Source organism: Candidatus Pseudomonas adelgestsugas (assembly GCF_004124255.1).
In the GTDB taxonomy this organism is placed as follows: Bacteria; Pseudomonadota; Gammaproteobacteria; order Pseudomonadales; family Pseudomonadaceae; genus Aquipseudomonas; species Aquipseudomonas adelgestsugas.
In genome coordinates, this window is sequence record NZ_CP026512.1 from 261,052 (window position 1) to 283,934 (window position 22,883).

Consider the following 22,883-nt stretch of genomic DNA (forward strand, 5'->3'; position numbering starts at 1 on the left):
CCAAGCCTATGCTTATTCTGTCGGTAATGAAGACTAACCAAAGTCTAGGGCTTGATCCATTGATATTAGTTTAGACGTAAAACATTATTACTTCTCAGTATATTTAGGAGCTTAGACAAAGAACCCCTAGGGGATGAACAGCACACTGATTACTGATATCGACCTGATGATGTCAGTCTAACGCGATGCTAGCAGAGTTGGCCGTGCCACTAAAGGTGGTACAGATATACTAATTAAAAAACTAGAGGTAATTTAATAGTAAATATTATAAATTATTTAAATCTAAGTGTAGCAATAAACGAATAACACGCAGTATTTTACTTATAAGTTTCAAGTTAAGACAGCTATGTTTAGTAAACAAACGCATTATTATAGTATATATTAAGTATTTTTATGACTATACGAGTTTAGTTAATAGTAAGCTTGCTTGTCAATATTATTGAAATTCAATAACAAGAATAGTCGTGACGATAGTGCGTAGTAGGCTTCAGGCTTAAATTGTTTGCCTGTAGTGTCTGGTGGTTTGGTTCTAGGCAGATCCTCTTTTTGTCTTTGTCAATATAAATACAAGCACTGGCAAGGAAAAAGGCAATGGTATACAACCTGAAAGGCAATACTGAATATAAGTAGTAAGCAGATAAAAGTGTCGACTTTAAGCAAACAGGTCAAACTTTAAGTTGGTTAGCGAGATAGTATTGACCCCTATCTCAATATGCACACGTTAGTATAGATCAGATTTGAACCACAACACACTGCGATATTACGTTATAAAACCTATATTATATTCACTAGATAACTACAAGTCTAAACATACTGATATTAGCGATAGCGTAAGTTATACGTTTAATTTTAAACTAACAGCAGCTCGCTTAGAATTAAGCAAAAGTAAAATCAGCTCCAAGTGCTTAGTGTATCAAAGTTGCCTAGCTTATTAAGCTATAAAGGCGACTACTGGATTGATACTGAACCATACATAACTTGACGGCAGTGTGATCGATAGTATTGCAATAGCAGACAGTAATCGCTTAAGTATTAGCAAGCCTAGCTGTAGTATAAATGCAGCAGCTACTAAATTATTATGCTTTATAAGCAGGCGTAGCCCAGATTGATTCTAGTACTACTGTATGTATCTCTATCAATGAGTCGCTGTAAGTTTAAGTAGTGACAATAATGTTTCACAGGTTTCATAACTGTTAGTATATTCCACTACCTACTACGTGTTATTGATTGCGCTGAAAGAAAAAATCTGATCCTTTAAACATGATACCGTTAACGATATTTAGATTTAGGCTATAGCACCTAGTTCAGTTATAAGATATCCTTGTTGTGGATGTATTGCTGTGAATCAGTATTGTGAGCGCAACAAACTAAGTGCGTATTTATGCTTTCTATTGTCAGCGAGGAGTGCAATAAATAACGGTAGTGGCTTTATAAGTATTTTAGTTTTGGTGCAAGTTAAGCAGGTAATCAACATTTTTACCAATGCAGCGCATTTTATTATTGGTGTTGTAAGTGCGCGTCTGATTTTATCTTAGACAAGCCGAAGCAATGGATTAAGGCTTCGGCCTGTTGCATGAGCGCCATCCCAAGGAAAGCTTATTAGTGTTATTTAAAGAGTTGTAGAAGCAAAATAAGTCGTAGTTACAGGACAAGCTATAGGCCATTATGGCCTATGGCTCTTGCGTCTGTATCTGGTGCACCCGGAGGGATTTGAACCCACGACCACTGCCTTCGGAGAGCAGTACTCTATCCAGCTGAGCTACGGATGCTAGTGCAAATAAAAAATCATACCCATGTTTATGCTTGGGCGTCTATGCGAATTTTCGTAGTTTAGAGGGTATGGTTTATCCATACAAGACCTTGTATGGATAAACCAGTGATCGATATGCCAAAATCTAGCTGGAAATACGCTGACGAGAAAGACCTGACAAATATGCCGTTTCATTCTTGCTCTAAACAAGTTATATATGTCTTTCCATTAATTCTATTATTTGTTTTAACTTTAGGGTTCTATATATTTATTATGCGCAATTTTTACTTAATCCAGTATGCTCAGCTGGTTTATCTGATAATGGTTGACAAGAACTATCCTTCAACAACTCTAAGTTTTTGCTCAGTTCGCGCGCGGTGCTGTTAAGGAAAGCCGAAATGCACCTCAAAGACACTAAGTTATTTCGTCAGCAAGCTTTTATTGATGGCGCTTGGGTTGATGCAGATAATGGTCAAACTATTAAGGTTAACAACCCTGCCACAGGAGAAATTCTAGGCATCGTGCCAAAAATGGGCGTTGCGGAAACCCGTCGAGCTATTGAGGCCGCCAATCGAGCTTTACCGACCTGGCGTATACTAACTGCTAAAGACCGTGCCAACAAACTACGTTGCTGGTTTGAGTTAATTATCGAGAATCAGGATGACCTTGCTCTTCTAATTACATTGGAGCAAGGCAAGCCACTTGCTGAAGCTAAAAGCGAAGTTATCTACGCTGCGTCTTTTATTGAGTGGTTTGCTGAAGAAGCTAAACGTATTTATGGTGACATTATTCCGAGTCATCAGCTAGATAAACGCTTTTTTGTAATCAAACAACCTATCGGTGTTACTGCAGCTATAACACCTTGGAACTTCCCAGCTGCGATGATTACTCGCAAAGCTGGTCCAGCTTTGGCTGCTGGTTGCACTATGGTACTAAAGCCTGCTTTACAAACTCCATTTTCAGCGTTTGCCATGGCTGAGCTAGCCCAGCGTGCCGGTATTCCAAAAGGCGTATTTAGTGTTATCGCCGGCAGTGCTGAAGACATCGGTAGCGAGTTAACTAGCAACCCTATTGTGCGTAAGTTATCTTTTACTGGTTCCATCGAAATCGGTCGCCAATTAATGGCTAAATGCACTAAAGATATTAAGAGTATATCCTTGGAGCTTGGCGGTAACGCGCCATTTATCGTGTTTGATGATGCTAACCTGGATAACGCTGTTAAGGGTGCGATCACTTCCAGGTACCGTAATAATGGTCAGACTTGCATCGCTGCTAACCGCTTGTACATTCAGAACTCGGTATATGACGCGTTCGCTGAAAAACTCAAAGTGGCTGTAAGTAAACTGAAGATTGGCAATGGCTTAGAAGATAGCACTACCATTGGTCCGCTGATCGATAAAAACGCTATAGCCAAAGTTCAAGAGCACATCATGGATGCAGTGAGCAAAGGCGCTAAGCTGCTGGCCGGCGGTAAAGTAATAAAAGACAATTTTTTTGAACCAACTATTTTGGTTGATGTGCCGAAAGACGCTATTTTTGCCAAGGAAGAAACCTTCGGTCCAGTGGCGCCACTGTTCCGCTTTAAAGATGAAGCCGAAGTCATCTCTATGTCTAACGATACTGAGTTTGGTTTAGCCTCCTACTTATATACTTGTAATTTAGATCGTATATTTCGTGTAGCTGAAGCACTGGAATACGGTATGGTTGGTATTAATACTGGGTTAATCTCTAATGAGACGGTACCGTTTGGAGGGATTAAAGCCTCAGGCCTAGGCCGTGAAGGGTCTAAATACGGGATTGAGGAATACTTAGAAATTAAATATCTTTGCTTAAATGTCTTTACCTAGATAGAGATGACATAATAAATGCATAGAGCATAAAAGTGCTGACCTTCAAAGTACTTACTGTATCCAGCGTCAAGCATGATACCTGGGTCCGGTATGTTCTGTTTTAACAAAACATACAGTGTTGGCACAGCCATTGCTGTGCATTAATTAAATCATTAAAAAATGATGTAGAGCCACGTAATATATTTATCATTATCATTAATCAAATGCAGGGTAAAAATAGTTTTTTACGTCACGTTTACATTCTTCATACAGCGCTATGCAGATTTGAGTACTAGTAGTAACTATAAAATAGCTATACAGATAACAAATCTGCTATATATAGCAGATTATTAAAAAATCATTTGCTGAGCACAGTGGGTTAAGGTCTAGTAGATTTACTTTAATGGCGCAGGCTATATGATCAACGATGCTTTAGCTAATCGTCAGGTAAACTTTATTTATCTAGGCGATCTAATAGTGATCATCAATTACTGAGATGATATAGATACACGATTGATTAGTGCGATAGTGCTGGATATGAAGCAATATTTTGACGTAGTGCTTGGTTTTGATGTTAAATATTGCTAATCTTTCATGGTCATCGTATTGCAGCACTAGGTAGTGCTAGTCAGTTAGTTATTGTTTGACTGTGTAATTAAGTTATTGCTTGCCCTATGTAAGAGCCTTAATCGTTGTAGCTGTACTTGCAGCTAGTACTGCTGTGCCAGCAACTGCATGCTGCGATTGTGATAAAGTTTACAACTAACGACCAGTATTACCCTATATAATACACTATAGTATATACGCTAATCTAGCGTGCTAACTTACAGGCCTTAGATTTTAAGTAATAAATAGGCCTGTGGCAGCTTAGAAAATACCTGGAAGCTGTATAGTATTGATACTATGCACTACAATGCATGTCTGATTTAGCGGTGTTCGACTTAGCGGATATTAAACATCTCAAAATTTTGCATTTCACTATGTTTTGGAGTGTTGATTTGCAGAAAACCACTGTTTCGGTAGAGAGTAAACAGCGTCTCTAGAAATTGGGACTGGCATTACCCAATAGTAGTTATATTTAATAATATGATAGGTGCCTATCACTAGCGCCAGCCTCGCTAGTATTGATGTATTAGTAAGAGCATAGCTGGGTAATTAGCATAATAATTTTACATACTTGATAAGATTATAAAATACCAGTATCTAATCGCTAAACCACGGAAAACATGGCAATGATTTTTGGATACTTTGACAAATTTTATTTTACTACATATCTTAGTGCACGAAAAAATGTTGCAACAATGCTTGTTTTGCAGCTGGCCTTTGAGTTTTATTATGTCTTACGATTACGTCTTTATTGCAGAAGTTTATCCGTTAGCTGCATCCATGGCGATGCTTATTTTATTAGCCACTACAAATTATAATGTTGTTTTCGTTGGCTTGGGCTACTAATTATCGTCAGTACTGCTCTAGCTACTTCTGGGTCGATAGTTGAAGTATGTTCGTCAAACAAGATTATCTCTAGTTTTATTAGTCAATGCATTAGTGATCTGTACGTATAATTACTTACTACCTAAAAACCAACTTGAATAAGACTCTTATTGACTATTAAGTAGCTTCTATATTATTTTGGTAGCGTGGTACTATAGTGGAATATCTGATTAAAGTTTTAGAATACGAAACCCATATATTAGCACATAGATATTCTTCAGGCAATGTCTTTAGAATGTATCTGCTGTGCAGCTTGTTTATGGTTGTAGCGCGCTGAGAAGCCTAGGCTTATCTGTATACATGGCAATATTAGGTTATTGTCAGGAAAGATATTACCAGTAACTGCGCTGTCTAGAGTTTTCTAGTTAAACTAATCAGCCTTTAGGCGCTATAATCAAGGTACTCACCAGCAATATGCGATGTAATACAAGAATGGTGACGAAGACTTCTAACCTTATCCATTATGTTAAACTATGCAGTTTAAAAACAGTAATTTTCTTCTAAATACTTGCTCTACCAAAGTTCAACGCAATAGTAGTGAATTCAATAGTGCTGTATTCAGTTTATCTGATTTAGATTATTCCAGCACATACATAACTGATAATCCATGAAACATTCTAATCTCTAACAGATATCTAGTCACAGGTATTTACTGTTGTACAAACAGTAGAGGTTTCTGTGCAGATAAGATTTTTCGGTAGCCCAACATAGGTCTAAGGACAAATTTAGCAGCTTGCGTCGTGGTTTGTTGTGCTTGGTGAGACTAAATAGTATTAGCTGCTAAAGTATTGTGGTTGGTGTAGATTGTTTGCTGCTTATAGTTAGTAGCATAGTGTCACTGTACTTTGTAGAAAGTATTCATGCTGAGTCAATCTAGTAACTGTTCAATTTTTTTCGAGTATTAGCTTCGTTCGCCAGTTTTAGGTATTCGAAATAGTGAAGCTATTGCTCTACTATATAAGCAGACGATAGCTAAGTGATTGGTGATGAAAAGCCTGACAGGCAAACATTTTTAATAAGTAACTGTTAATTATTTATTTTTAATATATCTTTATGTTATATATCTAAATTTTTAATTTAGATTAAAGCGCATACCGCAAAACAATTGCAATTTCTTCAGGAGTGAATACCGTGAACGAATATTGTAGTCATTGGCATCTGCAGGCCATAGTTAGTCAGCTGTATAAAGTCAGAAATCAGTGGCGAACACGTAATGGCCGTGTGAGTAGAGAGCATGGTGGTCGTGAGCTGCCATCACGTGAGGCGGTATTGCGGATTCTTGAATTGTTGCGCTGTGCGTTGTTTCCGATGCGCCTAGGACCGGTAAACTTACGCGAAAAAGGTGAAGATTTTTATGTCGGTCATACCCTTAACGTTGCTTTGAATGCCTTACTTGCACAGGCTCGTCTGGAACTGCGTTATGCTGCATGCCATATGACAGATAATTATAATGAGGTAGATTCACTTGCCATCCATCTGATCCAAGATTTTGCCTTAGCTTTACCTTCGCTGCGTAGCTTGTTAGATACCGACATACTGGCTGCTTACCAGGGCGACCCAGCCGCACGTAGTGTAGATGAAGTGCTGTTATGCTATCCGGGGGTTTTGGCGGTGATTCACCATCGTTTAGCGCATCACTTATATTGTGCCGGACTCCCGCTGCTTGCGCGAATCAGCGCACAGATTGCCCACTCGGTCACCGGTATCGACATTCACCCTGGTGCGCAGATCAGCCCAAGTTTTTTTATTGATCACGGGACTGGTGTGGTGATTGGTGAGACAGCAATCATTGGTGAGCGTGTACGTATCTACCAGGCTGTAACGTTGGGCGCTAAGCGCTTTCCGATAGACAAACATGGGCAACTAAAAAAAAACCATCTACGTCATCCAATTATTGAGGATGATGTGGTGATTTACGCTGGAGCAACTATTTTAGGCCGCGTTACTATTGGTAAAGGTTCGATTATTGGTGGCAATGTGTGGCTGACCCGTAGCGTACCGGCCGGGGCGAACATTACGCAGGCTGGTTTGCAGCATGATGATTGAGTTTTAAATAGTACTTGAGAGAAGTCGCCATAATCGAATTTTGTCTGTATTTCAAGCATAAGTACCTGAACAATTTATTTCTTATACCAGTTATATCTATCCTCAAATTGGCCTTGGAATTACTTATTATGTGGCTATGCTATTAGTCTAAAAAATTATTTATCCATATTTAATTTAAATATTTGTATAAATTTTGATAAGTCTGAATTTCGTTATTTGTTCTAGGCTGGTTATTGTGCTGACGTACTTCGTTTATTGATATAAACTGCCACTTCAGCTACGTTCAACGCTATATAAGCTAATTGGTAAATATGATTTATAATCACATCTGTTATATGGTTGCTAGCCTTGACTATCTGTTTGACATTGCCTGTATACAGTGCATCTAGACTGGTTTTAGTCAACTGAATAATTAGTGTAGTGAATTTCTTTTGCCATCGTGAGTATGGATCAAAGCATACAAGTAATATTCGATATACGCATGCTGTCGCTATCTACATTGTTCATTTAGCTTATCTAACACTTACTAATCAACATTATCTAAAACATTAGATGACTATATTGACGCTTTGCCGATCCATAGCCCTGATTGTATCGTCTGTAATAAACTTAGCAACTGGTTGGAGTTGACTGTGAATCCACTGAGTTTAGTCAATCTGTAGCTGCTGCTTGTTGGCTTGCTTATCTTGTATGTTAGCTCATGATTGTATAATGCGTAAATTCATTTTAGCATGTTACTGATTTTGTTGGGTGTCCTTTTAATATGGGTGTTGATTTTTTTTGGTAACACTGTCATTAATTTAGCGCTCAACATAGGGTAACTACGGTTTGATTAGTTGGCGCGATCGATAATCTGTCAGTTAGCCGCTATCTGCTACTGCAGACCTACTAATAGAGCAAGATAGTTAGCTCTACACCTGAAAGTGTTTTTAGCTTCGTATTCTTTATTGCATCGCTTTTTAACGACGTTGTCGTGCTATCAAACTTTATTATTAATGAGGTGGTTAGATTAATAACGACAGGTCGTAATGTCTACGTATGTTTTTTTGGAGTGCGCTGACAGCTTTGGTTATCAGTGCTTTGCTATTTATTAGCAGTATTCGTTTAGAGAAATCAGTATTAGTACTGATTTCTCTATTATCCTAGATTATTTTACTGTTATTGATATTGTTGGCTCTGCATGAAGCTTTACCTATTCAGTGATAGCATCAGCCTAGACAGCAGTTGCCATAAGAAGTATCTGCTTATTCATTAGACATCGATACGCTTTTACTGTATGTCGTTATTTACTAGTTGTAGTGTTAATTCTACAAAGATTAACAGCTGCTTTTACTGTTTGGCTGGACTACACTTGAGTGATGGTAGCTAAAGTTATGATCTGTTGCATTGCGTTAATGAGTAAATTTTTACGATATTGTAATTGATATGAATAGCGTTTTTGGTTCTCACATTTAGCGTGTTAATTTTTTACTCTTTGCAAGGTTACGTTTTACTTGGCTATTTAAGTAAGCCTAATCTTATTTTTGAACTTTTCGTTTTTACTCAGATCTTTTACTAGATCACTGTATAGTTATGTGAAGTATTTAACGTTATTGCTTAAGAATAGTACCGCAAAGACGGCGATTATAAAGACATTAATAATATCCTGCGATGTTGATATATAGCTTGAAGAAGCTTCAGTTGTACAACAAGAAAAGTATTGTAAATAAGCACTTCGTCATTTTAAAGTATGGAAATCTGCTAAATGAAATAGTTGCTCAAAGAGAATCAAAGAGAATAAGTATGCTCTTTGAGCAACTAGATACCTAGTGCCTAGGTGATTACATGTATGCGGATAGTACGCTAGCATAACTGATAATAGCATATATTTTGCTTGACCCAAGAGTCATCAGTGTACTGATTGGTATAAACTAGCTAAAATAGATATTGAAAATATTTGGGTGTTAAGAAACTTAAGCTTTTATGCAGAAAAGCTGTTAGAGATTGATTAGTTTACACTGGAAGGTAAGGTTAATTTATAATACAAACTATATATCGTCGAATAATTTAGTATAATCTAGTAAATGTAAAAGCTAGCCTCGACTGTGATTAGTAAGTTTGTAGTTGATAAATACAGTATTTAGCATCTATCTATCATAGATAGATCAGTTTCTATAGCTGGTCGTTGTTAGCTTTTTTTTAAAAAGCGTCTTCACAAGAATCGTTGCGTAATACAACATTAGCCGTTGTAGCTAGTATTTATGTACCGCGTAATATTGTTAAGTCATGAGATTGTTTCAAAATTCTTAAGCAGTAAAGATTGGATAAAATCCTGTGGTTTCAAGCCATTAGCAAACTTTTGAGTTGCTTCAATAAACACTTTATGCTTCGGCTATGTCGCACACAGACGATTTAGTATGACATGTCAATTTTTTTGTGGTTGATATGAAGGTTACGCTTATCGCGTTGGTCAGTAGTATATAAGATATACACTACTGGCGTTTAAAACAATTTATTGTGCCGTATTAGATTAAAATTATTAGCAAGTAAGTCAGAGATAAGATCAACTAGTGATAATTTACCTAGCTGGTTAAGAATTTTATATTCTATGTAGTTAGAGCTGATTAAAATACAGGTCGACCCATTAACTCACAAGTAATGTGAGCATGATTGGGATGTTAATCCCATGCGTGCTCAAGTTACGTCGCACTAAGATAATAGTGCAAGTTACTAACTTGATAGCTGTGGCAATAAAGTTTATAGTTATTTATGTAAATAGTTGCCCGTTCGAAAATGTTTTGTCAGACATGCGCTTACAGATTTTAGTAAACGCATAAGCAAATTTTATTTGCCCGTGTAAGTTTATTAGAAGTAAAGCGTTAGTTATAGTTTACGCGTAGGCGCTTAGCTGGTTGGTTTTAGTTGAGTGCTAATAAAATTAAATCGGCAGCAAAGGATACGATATCTCTAATGTCGTAGGTACTCAGGTACACTACTTTAATTGTGCATTAGTGCACCTGAAAGAATAATCCCATAGTACAATACCGCAAGACAATTAGTAATGCGTCAAGTAAGCAGTTACCTGATAAGTGCCTTATGGATACAAGACGTTGCCTTGTAGTATTTTTTATCGCCAGAGAGCTTTGCTAGCTTGTTGACGTTGTTTTATTGGCGGGCAGGCCCAGTAGATTATCGCAGTAAATTGCTTAGACATTTAATGTGACTCTGGTGAAAGTCATAACGATTTTATGGTGTTTCTCGGTGAAGTTTGTACGCGTGATTTGCATATTACTGTTTTTTGGATCATGCTGAGAGTTTGATCTTGGGTAGTAATTGACATCAATATCACCACTTGAGTCGTGAGTAACTAGAGTGGTGATAAAAAATCATAATTTATACTAAAATAGTATAAATTAGCAGTTGGCATACTTAAAACTGATTGACGGATGTACACATTCACAAATGTATTACTGCCAATAATGTTGATGTTATTTTTATTGAGGTTTTGCTAGTGAGTCTTAGCGCTAGCGCTAGCGATTGCTTGATAAGCATCTGCTATCTAGGCAGACAGGATAGCCAGACTACACATAATAAAGCCAAGAAGCGCTGAGAGAAATGCGATTTTAAGGAAAAATCTTTAATTTTTAGGAGGTTCAGGCTAGGCGTTTGAAAAGGCTAAATAATCGAAGCATTTGAAAATACATAATGTTTTCAAGAATACCTCTTACAAGCAGTAAGATATACTGAATTACTAAATTAATACTATTATAAATAAATTAGATATAGTGTGGCGTCGTTAGTTTTTAATGGCTAAAATGCTTGCCTGATACAATTCGACAAATACATCAAAGTCACCAGCTTCATTCTGCTCTAGCTTAGTTTGTTGCGCTACCGATGCGCGCGCCAGCTCTTCGAAGCGTGCCTGTTGGTCAGCCGGTAACGGTTCCTGACGAAAATTTGTGGCGTGCACCTTACTCTGATGCAAGGAAAACTGCGCAAAACTCTCCTTACGTTCGGCCATTGCTGCTAGCACCTGGGCTGATGGCGTCATCGACGGATCTTTAACTTTTACTAACTGAGCGTCAAGCGCCTGACTATGTTCGTGGATGCCTTGGCTCTCATCCAGTAAGTATGCCAGTGGTGCAATTTTCTCTAGCAATTCGATCGCCCACCATTTCATGTCTACCGCCCGACCATCACACTGCAACTGCAGTCCTGGGCGACGGCCTTCCTTGGCTACGCTTAGAAAATTGGAAGTGGTCTTGCTGCACTCGTTATTAACAAATAACGGGCTATCATTCAGTGCGCAGTATAATAGAAACGCGTCAAAAAAACGTGATACTAGCAAGTCTATACCCATTGGCAAAAACGGGTTAATATCTAGGCAGCGTGCCTCAATGTATTGGATGTCACGGGTAATGAGAGCTTTAATCGGTAGCTCGTCTGTATAGGTGATGCGCTTTGGTCGGATGTTAGAGTAATACTCGTTTTCGGTTTGCAGGATGTTAGTGTTGAGCTGTATCCACTCACCATTTTTGTGGGTACCTACTTTAACGTAGGGCGCATAAGGTGTTGCTACTGCTTCCCGCAGACTGTTAGCGTAGCTGTTTAAATCGTTATAGCACGGTGTCAGACCTATTTGAGCATTGCTTTGATAGCCTAGGTCGCTCATACGTAGGCTGGTAGCGTAGGGTAAACATAGTGTGTTCGAGCTTAATACTTTCAACTGGTGTGAGCGATCACGTAGGAAACTAGCATCCATAGCTGGAGAAGCGCCAAATAGGTATATTAATAACCAGCTGTAGCGCCTGAAGTTGCGGATGAGTGCGATGTAGGCCGTAGACTGATAATCACGGTCATTGCTGACTAAACCTTCAGCATTTTTGAGTAAAGACCACAGCTGTTCTGGTAAAGAAAAATTGTAGTGTATACCGGCGATGCATTGCATAGTTTTGCCATAACGCAAAGCAAGACCCTTGCGGTACACATATTTAAACTGCCCAATATTGGAAGTGCCGTAGTAGGCAATTGGAATATTTTCCTCAGTTGGTAGTTGGCATGGCATTGAATGACTCCATAGGTATTCGCTACCTAGCTTGCTGTAGACAAAACGATGAATCTTGTTCAGAGTACTAAGAGTATCAGCTGGGTTTGGTAGGGCTGGAGTAATGAACTCCAGTAGCGATTCTGAGTAGTCAGTAGTGATCAATGCATTAGTTAATGCAGAGCCTAGTGGTTCGGGGTGTGGTGTTTGCGCCAAGCGACCACCATTGGTGACGCGTAGGCATTCGCGCTCGATACCATGTAGGCACTGTTTGAGTAGTGAGATGTGTTCGCGCTTGCTAAGTAAGGCTAGGCGGCGATTGAGAAGTTCGCTCAAGTTAGATTCCTTAGTCGTCCCAATATGTAGATGGGTAGGACATGGTCTACAAGGGTGAATTTGAAACTTGCGTTCTGGCCTGGTTTTGGGTTTAACCAGTTTTGGTAAAAGTCTACTTTTACTCTATTTCATGAATTAGGCTATAGTGCAGCAAGAAAATTCTAATGCTGTTGTCGCAGTGCTGAAATTAATTTAAATCAAAAGCTAAGAAGCAGAAGACAGCTAATGAATCTTGTACATTTACAAAAAGTTTTTGCCTTAATTGCGTTCTGTGTTGATCAACAATATACGTTTATCAACGTTACATGGCGTAGGTTGGTGTATAACACTTCACCGTCTTTGAATGCGTGGATAATAGTTGACTGTAAATTTGACGGTAGTGTTTTGCAGGTCTAAGTGGCTGTGGTTTCCATAAACGTTTCTTTGGTTTTTTTGTAGCCAATCAATATCGACGTTATGATGCAACACTGCGATAGGTAGCGACTTCCTTGTGCTGAGTATTGTTTTACGATGACACGTAGTGCTGAGTTTTTGTAGTGCACTATGGATACCGTTATTTGCTCGCTAATGCGTGTTGTTTATATTTATCGATAGGCTAATGTATTTATTGCGGAATACCTATGACCTTGGCTACGTCACCAACTTTTACTGCGTCACGCTAGTCTTTAATGAGTTTTTTTAAAGTACAGTAGATATATACCAAAATATCCTCATGCGTACTAATATTTATAAATGAGTTCAAGCTAGTCGCGTTGGTAATTATGTTTGTGCAGATCATGTCTAGGTGGTAAGTTTTTGAGGTTTTTAGCGCTTTCCGAAAGTTCGACAGTATTAAACTTATGGCTATTAGGAGTGGTGTTGCTTAGCGAGTAGATGTCACGGTTAGTTTTTTAACAAGTAGTATCGCTGCGCCATCTGGTAGACTTTTAGTAAACTGTGGAGACGTCTAACGCAACCGGCATTGAGTTATGTAAATTAGTTTGAAGGTTGGTATAGAGTTTGTTTGACTGGATTCCAGTATATAACTTTAGCAAGCCATTATTAAGCCATTTAGCTTTACAGGACAATTATAATTCTAGGTACCAAATTTTTGATTGATCGTGCTTGCGTATAGGTTACTAAATACTTAGCATATTCGTTGTTGATTTTGTGGTATCAATATAGAAATGCTTTGGTTGCAAGAGTAAAAGTAACGAGTGTTTGTTATAACTGACATATTTTAGCGATGTGCCATATGTGAAATAATCGCATAAATTAGCGCCTTGAAAGGTTACCGCTATGTAGGTTAGGTACCCTTGCGACACAAATACAGTGTACTGATTTATTTTCGAAATTAATAACTCGTTTGATTAGTCTACTGACTGGCTAGCTCATAACAGTTTCGAGGGTAAACTTACCATTAGTACGGGTCTTTTTTTATTTGTGCGGCAAATAAAAGTTTTCAAGGCAGCTCTTTAGTGTGAGCGAAGCTCACTAGTCATTTTAGGGTACCTGGCGATGAAGGCTCTATGGGTTTTATCTAACATGATTGCGGCTTATTTGACTTACCGTAGGTTGTATGCCAAGTTTTTTTTGGCAATACGGCTACTAATGTTGCGTATTAAGTTATCTTAACTGCTTGAAAGCAGTTTGTACACTCGTAAAATAAAGCATGGTGAATTAAGAAAGCATGGTGAATTAAGGTTGAGCGATCCATGATAGTATCGTTAATTAGAATAACAAACAGTCTATTGACCTATAAAATAGGAACATCACTATTCGCCACTGAAAAAAACTAGCTGAGGTTTTATAGACAATACAGTCTGACCATACTTTTGCATAAAGGCATTGTATGATAACCAGCGTGTTGTCTTGTGTGGATAGTGCTGCACTGGTGGTTATATAAGACGTTGGCCAGCTGTGACGGTAGAAGGGGAAACTGCTAGCAATGTAGACAGTGCATATAACGGTAGCTACACCATAATGCGTGCCGATATAGGAGGAACGTATAATGAATAGTACTACACAAACTGTTGAAGGTAAAAAAATTCTTTTTGTTGACGATGATCTAGGGTTTAGCAACTTACTAGAACGCTTTTTTAATACCAAGGGCTACCGTGCTCGTGCAGTGCCAAACACCGAGCAGATGGATCGTCTATTGGGGCGTGAAGTATTTAATCTTGTGATACTTGATTTGATACTACCTGGCGAAGATGGCCTAACCGCTTGTAAGCGTCTTCGCGGTATAAATAACCAGATTCCTATCATCATGCTCACCGCTAGGAGCGATGAGTGGAGTCGTATAAAAGGCCTTGAACTAGGTGCTGATGACTACTTGACTAAACCGTTTAACCCGGATGAACTGATGGCTAGGGTTAAGGCTGTACTACGTCGCCAGGTAGCTCTAGTTCCTGGTGCGCCAGGTAACGAAGACGCAAGCGTCACCTTTGGTAGCTACGAATTGTCGTTAGCGACCCGTGAGCTTAAGTGTAGCAAAGAAGTGTATATGCTTACTACTGGCGAATTCGCTGTGCTTAAGGCTTTAGTGATGAATGCTCGTCAGCCTCTGACCCGCGATAAGCTAATGAATTTAGCTCGTGGTCGCGAGTGGGATGCCCTAGAGCGCTCTATCGACGTACAGATTTCCCGTCTGCGTAGAATAATCGAGCTGGACCCGTCTAAGCCACGATACATCCAGACAGTATGGGGTGTGGGCTATGTGTTTGTGCCGGATGGCACTGTAATTAAATGATTTATAAGTTACAGATACAGGCAACCTGGCGTTTAGCTCGATGAGAGCCGATGGTTTGCTCGGCGTCTGTAGGTCTGTCAGAGTTGCTCGTTTCTGTAGAGTGCTAGGCAGATTTTTTTATGAAAATTCCGTTTTGGTTCCATCATAGCTTCTTATTGCGCATCTTATGGTTGATACTGATAGTTGTTATATTTTCCAAGGCGCTAACGCCAGTTTATTTGTTAATGAACGAGTATGTGCTGGTGGATCAGCAGTATAGCCACGGTGTTGCTTTGATGCTGCGTGCTTATTGGGCTGTTGATCTTAAAAACCGCGAGAAAATATCAAAAGTATCGACCCTTATTCAGGTTAACGGGGCTGATGTACCAGCAGGCGAGCAATGTTGGCCTTACAACGAAATCTATCAACGGCAGATGCAGGCTGAGCTAGGACAAAATACCGAGGTACGACTGCGTATGCACGTTTTGCCAGTGTTATGGGTAAAAGCGCCAAACCTAGGAAATGCTTGGATTGAGGTTCCACTATACCATAAGCCATTATACAGGCAAAAAATTTGGTGCGTATTTGGTTGGTTTTTGGCTGTTTGGTTGTTTTCAATTAAGTCTGCATGGATTTTTATACGTCAGTTTAACCAACAGCTTAAGCGTTTAGTCTTTGCTGCTTGCCAATTAGGGCAAGGGCACAGTGTGCGCTTGCCGATTAGTGATACATCCAGTGAGATGACTGAAGTATACAGCGCCTTTAACCAAATGGCCGAAAAAGTCAAACAGGCTGGGTGTGAGCGTGAGTTGATGCTGGCTGGTGTGTTTCATGACCTGCGTATACCATTGACGCGTTTGCGGCTGTCACTAGAATTAATAGGTAATCACGCCGACCTAACTAATGCAATGGTACGTGATATCGAGGATATGGATACGATTCTTAGCCAGTTTTTAGCTTTTATCCGTGACGGCCATGATGAAATCATAGAGGAAGTTAACCTAACGGACCTAATACACGAAGTAGTAACGTCTTATAATCAGAACGGTACACAGGTGTATATGCGCTTAGAGCCGATACAGTCGTTCGCTTTACGCCGAGTATCAATAAAGCGTTTGCTTAATAACTTAATCCATAATGCTTTGCATCATGCTGGTTCAGGTGTGGAAGTAGCTGCATATGTCTCTGGCACCAGTAATGCACCCTATGTAGTGCTGAGTGTCATGGACCGTGGTTCAGGCATTGATCCAGTAGAGTTAGAAGGTATTTTCAACCCATTTACTCGTGGTGATCGTGCTTTTGGAAAGAAAGGTACCGGGTTAGGTTTAGCGATTGTGCGACGGATTGCTTCGATGCATGGCGGTAATATTGAGCTACGTAATCGTGAAACAGGCGGTCTAGAAGCGAGGGTATGTTTACCGCTAGGCTTGATGTTGCCTAGAGATGCGCCCTAATAAGTAATGTCTACAAAAGTAAGTGTAAGGTAGCTGACTGGGTCGTCGTTATCACAGGTACGCGACACTAATATTTTTTGTCGACATTATACAGCAGTGCGTATGATCATTAAACAATTGATAATTAGCAGCTTGCTGAGTAGCGCAAATAATGGTGTCTATCCACTAGTCGCAGTATTTATAAACAACAGTGCTGAGTTATAGATCACTAATACTCAAGTAAAATGCCTAATAAGCACCACTATAAATACACCCAAGATTGATAATATCGCTGCATAATTACGTGGTTATTATAATTAGAATAATTTTAACTCTCAGAGTTTTTCTCTAGTAAGAGAAATGATCGCTCTGATAAATCAGTGCTAATAAATCACCATTGACCGGTTGCTTGGTTACTAACTAATTTGTGCGGTTAGCTTAGAAGACAACAGATAGCAGATTGCTAAATAAATTAAAAAAATGCTTAGCGTACCTTAATGGTCTTGAAGACCAGGTTTTAGGGGGTCAGTAGCATTAACTAAAATAAATAGATTTAAGCTTTTGATAGCCAATACACGCAGCTACTCTGATTTGTTTGCGTGTGAGTTATTGAATAGGCAAAACATCCATTCTTCAAAAACTATTCCATATCACTTATGCCATGAAAAGGATATGCGCTTGTTCGATAAGATCGATATAGCACAATCATTTACAAGGAGTAGTCATTGATACTGCTTATAATATCTACCGCTAGAATGTTTAAGTGTAGGTAAATTACTTAAATAACGCTAGATTAGCGCAGTCATGATAGAAATATTCTGCTCTTTGTAGGCTTTTAGCATAATTTAGCTAACTTTTACGGTAATTGTAGTGTGCAGCTTTCTATCTATTATAAAATGTTTAGAGTACTCGGCCATTGGCCGACGGGGAACCTTATGATGCAAATCAATAATGCCGTATATACTGATCTGAGTATTGATGATCTGGTCAAAGAAGCCCTGCATCGCGGTGAAGGTGTGCTTGCTGATACTGGTGCGCTAGTTGTAAAAACTGGTCACCGTACCGGTCGTTCGCCAGTTGACCGTTTTATCGTTGAAGAGCCTTCTACTCAAGACGCAATTGCCTGGGACTTGATCAATCACAAGTTTCCGGCCGATAAGTTCGATTTCCTGTGGGCTCGTGTCGAGGCTTTTAATAATGCGCAAGAACATTTTGTTTCCCATGTTCATGTAGGGGCTGCAGAAGATCACTACTTAGCCGTAAAAATGACTACTCAAACTGCCTGGCAAAACCTATTCGGTCGTTGTCTGTTCATTAACCCTACTCAGTATAACCCAGCGCATCACACAGAATGGCAATTGCTTAACGTTGCAAACTTTGAGTGTGTGCCAAAGCGTGACGGTACTAACTCTGATGGTTGCGTTATTCTCAATTTCGCACAGAAAAAAGTGCTGATCGCTGGTATGCGTTATGCCGGTGAAATGAAAAAGGCTATGTTTTCTGTGCAGAACTTTTTGTTGCCAGCTTCCGACGTATTACCAATGCACTGCGCAGCTAACATCGGCGAAGCAGGCGACGTAACTCTGTTTTTTGGCTTGTCTGGTACTGGTAAAACTACCTTGTCCGCTGACGAAAGCCGTTACTTGATTGGTGACGATGAGCACGGTTGGGGAGAGGGTGTAGTTTTCAATATCGAAGGTGGTTGCTATGCTAAATGCATCGACCTATCTGAAAAAAACGAGCCAGTTATATGGAAAGCTATTAAGCATGGCGCAGTACTGGAAAACGTTGTTATTAACGAGGCACGGCACGCTAATTACGCTGATGTTAGCATTACTCAGAATAGTCGTGCTGCTTACCCGCTGGAGCATGTTGTTAAGCGTTCTGAGAATAACCTGGGGGGTGAGCCAAATGCAGTGATCTTCCTTACTTGCGACCTTGCTGGCGTATTGTCGCCAGTGTCGATTCTAAACGAGGAACAAGCAGCTTACCATTTCCTGTCCGGTTATACTGCACTAATAGGTTCTACTGAAATAGGTTCTGACAGCGGTATTAAGTCGACTTTCTCTACCTGCTTTGGTGCGCCATTCTTTCCTCGTCCAGCAGGCGAATATGCAGCGTTACTAATTAAGCGAATTCGTCGCTTTGGCTCAAAAGTTTACCTGGTTAATACTGGCTGGACTGGTGGCGGATATGGTGTAGGCAAACGCTTCAGTATTCAGACCACTCGCAGCGTGATTACAGCAATCCAGAGCGGCTCATTAATTAGTGCTAACACCGAGCACCTCGACACCATCAATCTAGATGTGCCATTAGTTGTTCCTGGCGTTAAAACTGATTTGTTAAATCCACGTAATACCTGGGCAGACAAGAGCGCATATGACGAAGCAGCAAAGACACTAGCAAATTTATTTATTGAAAACTTTAAAAAGTTTGATGTAAGTGATGCCATCAGGGCTTCTGGGCCTAGGTTATAGAACCTAGGTTTTATAAATCTAACCTTAGGTAGTGTAATAAAAATATTAGTTGATGCTTAGCAAGGCTAACACGATGGCTAGCGTTAGGATAACGCTAAAGTCATGTGCTTTCAATAATAGTATATATAGATTAGTTTAATCGTAACATTTAATCCAGCTTAATATCAGCAGCGTAATGGTGGTTTTGTAGACAAGAGTTAATTCAGCGTAAAATGCAGCAAGCATCTTGTTAGCAGTTGGCTGATGTGGATTGTTACGAGAGTGCTGTTGTCTTTTTTGGTACAGGTAAGAATTACGCTAATCATGCATAGCTGCAATCAGGCCGAGTTAGATTAGGGTAATGTATTCGGTGTCTGGCCTTAAAACAGTAGCAAAGCAACTTATTCTTTAATAAACGGCTTCCATTCGCGCTAAAGACCGGTCATAAGCGCCATTATGATATATTAACTATATGCTTAACAGAGTGTGTACTCATGGATTTGAACAGCAAGGTCGACAAGATAACGAGCGGCATGGTTATGATTAAAAAGCTAATAGTATATCCAGAAGCATGCTATACGTATTTCAATATCAACAATAAGGGTGTTAAAATTTACTAAGAAATTAGTGCAGTTCTGGAATAAAGCTGTTGTAAGCCTATTATTATGTTCATATATGATCGTTATTTATATATTTACTTGGTTAGCGCATAATTAATCCTTGAACGAGTAAGCTAGCTTGAACATTTAGTTCTTAGCGTTATTGAGTTTCACTGAGGTTTCCTATGGTCTATGTATGTAACTTATACGTTTGATAACTATTATACAGCATAACGAATGCTATCAGCAACCTTGTTGTCACAGCTAGACAAATGTACTGACAAACAGTATGTCTAACATCAATAAATTAAAAGTCACGATAAGCGTCGTGATTGCCTAATTTACTTAGAAAAATCGCTTTCTAGCACTTTTATAAGCTGTTCGGCCTGACGTGTTGACAGCCTAGGCTAAATTTTAGCTAGCAATAGAGTTTTGTGTTATAATAAGTTAATTTTTTATATAGGAGCTGCTGGATCTGCAATACAATGCAATCTTTTAGGTGGTGATTAAGTTATCTGCAGAATTTATTTCTTGTAATAAGAGATTTTAAGTCTAGTCAAATAGAAGACAAGTGGACTTGGCAGTCCAAATGCTGCAGTAATACTTTTTAGCGTGTAATTTGTAATTTTACAGTGCATAATAAAGAGATGATTAAGTATCTCTTTAGCTAAATTTACAGTAATTTACTATAAATAGTTCTACCTGTTTATTTATAAGATAAGTTACTTCGAAATGACTACCGTTATGACGCATGATAGATTTTAAACTAGCATTTTTGTATATATTCTATAGCTGCTAGCGAAATTTATGTATTAATAATTTTAATTCTAAATAGGCAAAGCATTATTCTAATATTTTAGTTATGACTAGATTTTACTAGCACTTAAAGAGTTAAACTAATTAAATATTAGTGCTAAGCTTATCAGTGGTGATAGTATACTAAGTATGGAAATTAATTATAAAAATATAGCCTGATATTTAACTATAGCAGGTAAACTAGTTGCTAAATTTAGTTTATGATCAGACCTATCAAGCCACAGTGTAACTATCCGCTCTATTTATAAGTTATTCGTAGCCCCACTTATTATTGGGTTTTTCTTGCAGTCTTTTTGGGTTAGCTGGGCGCGCTAGCTGATAGCTTAAGTTTTTACTATTAATAGATGTACAGCTTATCTGCAACACTTTTTGTAAGTCTGTATTTAGTAAAAGCTTCGTTTCAACTAAAAGAAACCTATTAGCAGCTACGCTAACTGCTATCTTAGCTAGCGTAGTGCTCTCTACTAATTTAGGTTAGCCCATATGTTGCAAAGCTATAAGCCTTGTTACTTAGCTATACTGTAGCTGCCTCTAATTTACTGCTTTACAAAAGTCTAGCATCTTGTCGCGCTTAGTTGCTTAAGTATTTATTGATGTGATTCGTCATCTAAAGTAGACTTGCTATTATTACTATAGCACTAGCTTTCGGTGTGTTACAAGTTGTTGTGCTTGGAACACTACTGAAATAGTAGCAATATGTCTATATTTCATAATAACATGAGCAATGTTAACGTTTGGTAGGTCAGTGGTGTGTCTAGGTAAATCGATCAGAACCGCCGTTCATCAAAACTGAGATATGTTTTAGATAAGTCTATGTGTCCTAACTATGTAGGTAAGCTGCTTGAGCTATTAATTAAATTAGGTTTTTAAAACCTTAAGGAGGTTATTATAATTTGCTACTGGATAACCTAGAGTTGCCACTTGTTGCGCTGAATGCATTATTCATGCAGGTCTCGATAGTGTATTATCAGCAATAACTACGCTATTAACCAAAGCTAATAGGCTAAAATAATAATAGCATTGAGAAAAATCATATTAGATGAGCTTGAGGTATCTCAAGAAAACGAGAGTGTGATCTTCAAATTGTACTACAGTGCTAACAATTATCAATAGACTAATTGTATTAGTTGCATTCAGTTTACTGAATAACCTACTATATGAATAATTTCAGTTATTTGAGTTAGTTTAAGAACAGCTACAAAGCTGTAGCTTTATATGTTTAAGCTTGTACCGAGGCTAGTTTATTGCAAGAAGTGTAATTAAAACTAAATACACTGCTAATAACTTATTAGCACTAGTCGTTTCCAGGTAAATTGTTATAAATTTCGACATCAGTATATTGTTACTATAATTGTGTACTGGTAATAAGCGGCTATGTAATCTACAGCAATATCACATGCTAGCGAGATAAACTATTCACACTATGTTTATGACTATTTTCTTACTGTAACATAAAGTTTTAGCCTTTTGTCATTGTATGAAGCCTAGACTGGATAATGCTAGCGTTTTGAACGAACAATGCATTATTTTAGCCTGCGCTAGCAGGTGGTAATAGTCGTGTAGGTTTTAAATGGTGTTGCTGTACTAATAGTTAGAATATAAATTGATGGTAAAACTAAATTCGGTATATGGACTGTGTTGTTAGTGTGTTTATATGGCGTGGGTTTTGGAAGATATTAAGTTAGACTAAAAAGTTAGTGTACCATGATAGCGTATTTTGCGCGATCTGTATTGCTATAGTTACCTCACGCGCAACTATGACAGTATAGGTCGGCCACTCTAGTTAATCCTTCGTATTATTGCGAAGATCTTGTATTGTGTTATTATTAAGTACCAGCAGCTGTATTGATAAGTGCACTCTAGCTGATGGCCAGGTTATATATTGGACTTGTAACTTATAGTCATGTCTTAGTCGACTTACTGATGCATACCCATTTAGCTTTTATCGCAGAGGTATATATCTGCTGAGCACTTTCTGTAGCAAATAGGTAAGATTTAAGTGATACCGTAACCTTTATTGCAAGCCATAAATAATATAATGACGATAATCTTACTACAGTCTTAATCTATATGCGTATCACTTTGTTGATATATTTAAAGTTATAGTGACTAATTGCGATTACAAAACCAGCCGTTCACTGGAATCTTGTGACTGATTAGAGCGCTAATTAGTTTCTTTAGAGAATTATATTGTTCGATGTCTTCACGGTCTATTAGTAACTCGCCATGGTATGAAATATTGCTTTGCAGACCATAACTGCTAGTGTCAGCCAGCCAGCCGTGTAGCTGCTAAAGCCTATAAAAGCGCCATTAGAAGTATGTACTGTAGAGTATTGGGTGATGCCAACATTACTGAGTTTTAGATAAAAATTATAATGATTGTTGCTTTTATTA

General features: G+C 38.6%; 6 protein-coding genes and 1 tRNA gene. 5 read left to right on the forward strand and 2 right to left on the reverse strand.

The annotated features are described in order from the left end of the window. Positions 1 to 1,692: 1,692 nt before the first annotated feature. Positions 1,693 to 1,769: transfer RNA gene (locus C3B55_RS00650), tRNA-Arg, on the reverse strand. Between the two features lie 379 nt (positions 1,770 to 2,148). Here C3B55_RS00650 and gabD point away from each other — a divergent pair. Next, on the forward strand, positions 2,149 to 3,597 hold the full coding sequence (gabD, locus tag C3B55_RS00655; protein ID WP_129210556.1) for an NADP-dependent succinate-semialdehyde dehydrogenase: 1,449 nt from the start codon (positions 2,149 to 2,151) through the stop codon (positions 3,595 to 3,597). Positions 3,598 to 6,201: 2,604 nt separating this feature from the next. After that, positions 6,202 to 7,116, forward strand: a complete 915-nt coding sequence (epsC, locus tag C3B55_RS00660) for a serine O-acetyltransferase EpsC (RefSeq protein WP_129210558.1) — start codon at positions 6,202 to 6,204, stop codon at positions 7,114 to 7,116. 3,775 nt (positions 7,117 to 10,891) lie between these two features. Here epsC and gshA read toward each other — a convergent pair. Continuing rightward, positions 10,892 to 12,475, reverse strand: a complete 1,584-nt coding sequence (gene gshA, locus C3B55_RS00665; RefSeq protein ID WP_129210560.1) for a glutamate--cysteine ligase — start codon at positions 12,473 to 12,475, stop codon at positions 10,892 to 10,894. A gap of 1,990 nt (positions 12,476 to 14,465) precedes the next feature. On the opposite strand from gshA, the gene ompR reads away from it, so the two are divergent. The 3 genes from ompR (at position 14,466) to C3B55_RS00680 (ending at position 19,095) form a co-directional block, all read left to right on the forward strand. Further along, positions 14,466 to 15,206, forward strand: coding sequence for an osmolarity response regulator transcription factor OmpR (ompR, locus tag C3B55_RS00670; protein WP_129210562.1), 741 nt, complete (start codon positions 14,466 to 14,468; stop codon positions 15,204 to 15,206). 119 nt (positions 15,207 to 15,325) lie between these two features. Beyond that, entirely contained in the window at positions 15,326 to 16,639 is a 1,314-nt protein-coding gene (locus C3B55_RS00675; protein ID WP_129210564.1) for an ATP-binding protein, read from the forward strand. A gap of 914 nt (positions 16,640 to 17,553) precedes the next feature. Next, positions 17,554 to 19,095: a phosphoenolpyruvate carboxykinase gene (locus tag C3B55_RS00680; RefSeq protein ID WP_129210566.1), complete on the forward strand. Its 1,542-nt coding sequence runs from the start codon at positions 17,554 to 17,556 to the stop codon at positions 19,093 to 19,095. Positions 19,096 to 22,883 lie beyond the last annotated feature (3,788 nt).

Excerpts from the sequence above, each read along its gene's own strand:
- gabD (WP_129210556.1), top strand. The coding sequence starts at position 2,149 with ATGCACCTCAAAGACACTAAGTTATTTCGTCAGCAAGCTTTTATTGAT.
- ompR (WP_129210562.1), top strand. The coding sequence starts at position 14,466 with ATGAATAGTACTACACAAACTGTTGAAGGTAAAAAAATTCTTTTTGTT.
- C3B55_RS00675 (WP_129210564.1), top strand. The coding sequence starts at position 15,326 with ATGAAAATTCCGTTTTGGTTCCATCATAGCTTCTTATTGCGCATCTTA.
- C3B55_RS00680 (WP_129210566.1), top strand. The coding sequence starts at position 17,554 with ATGATGCAAATCAATAATGCCGTATATACTGATCTGAGTATTGATGAT.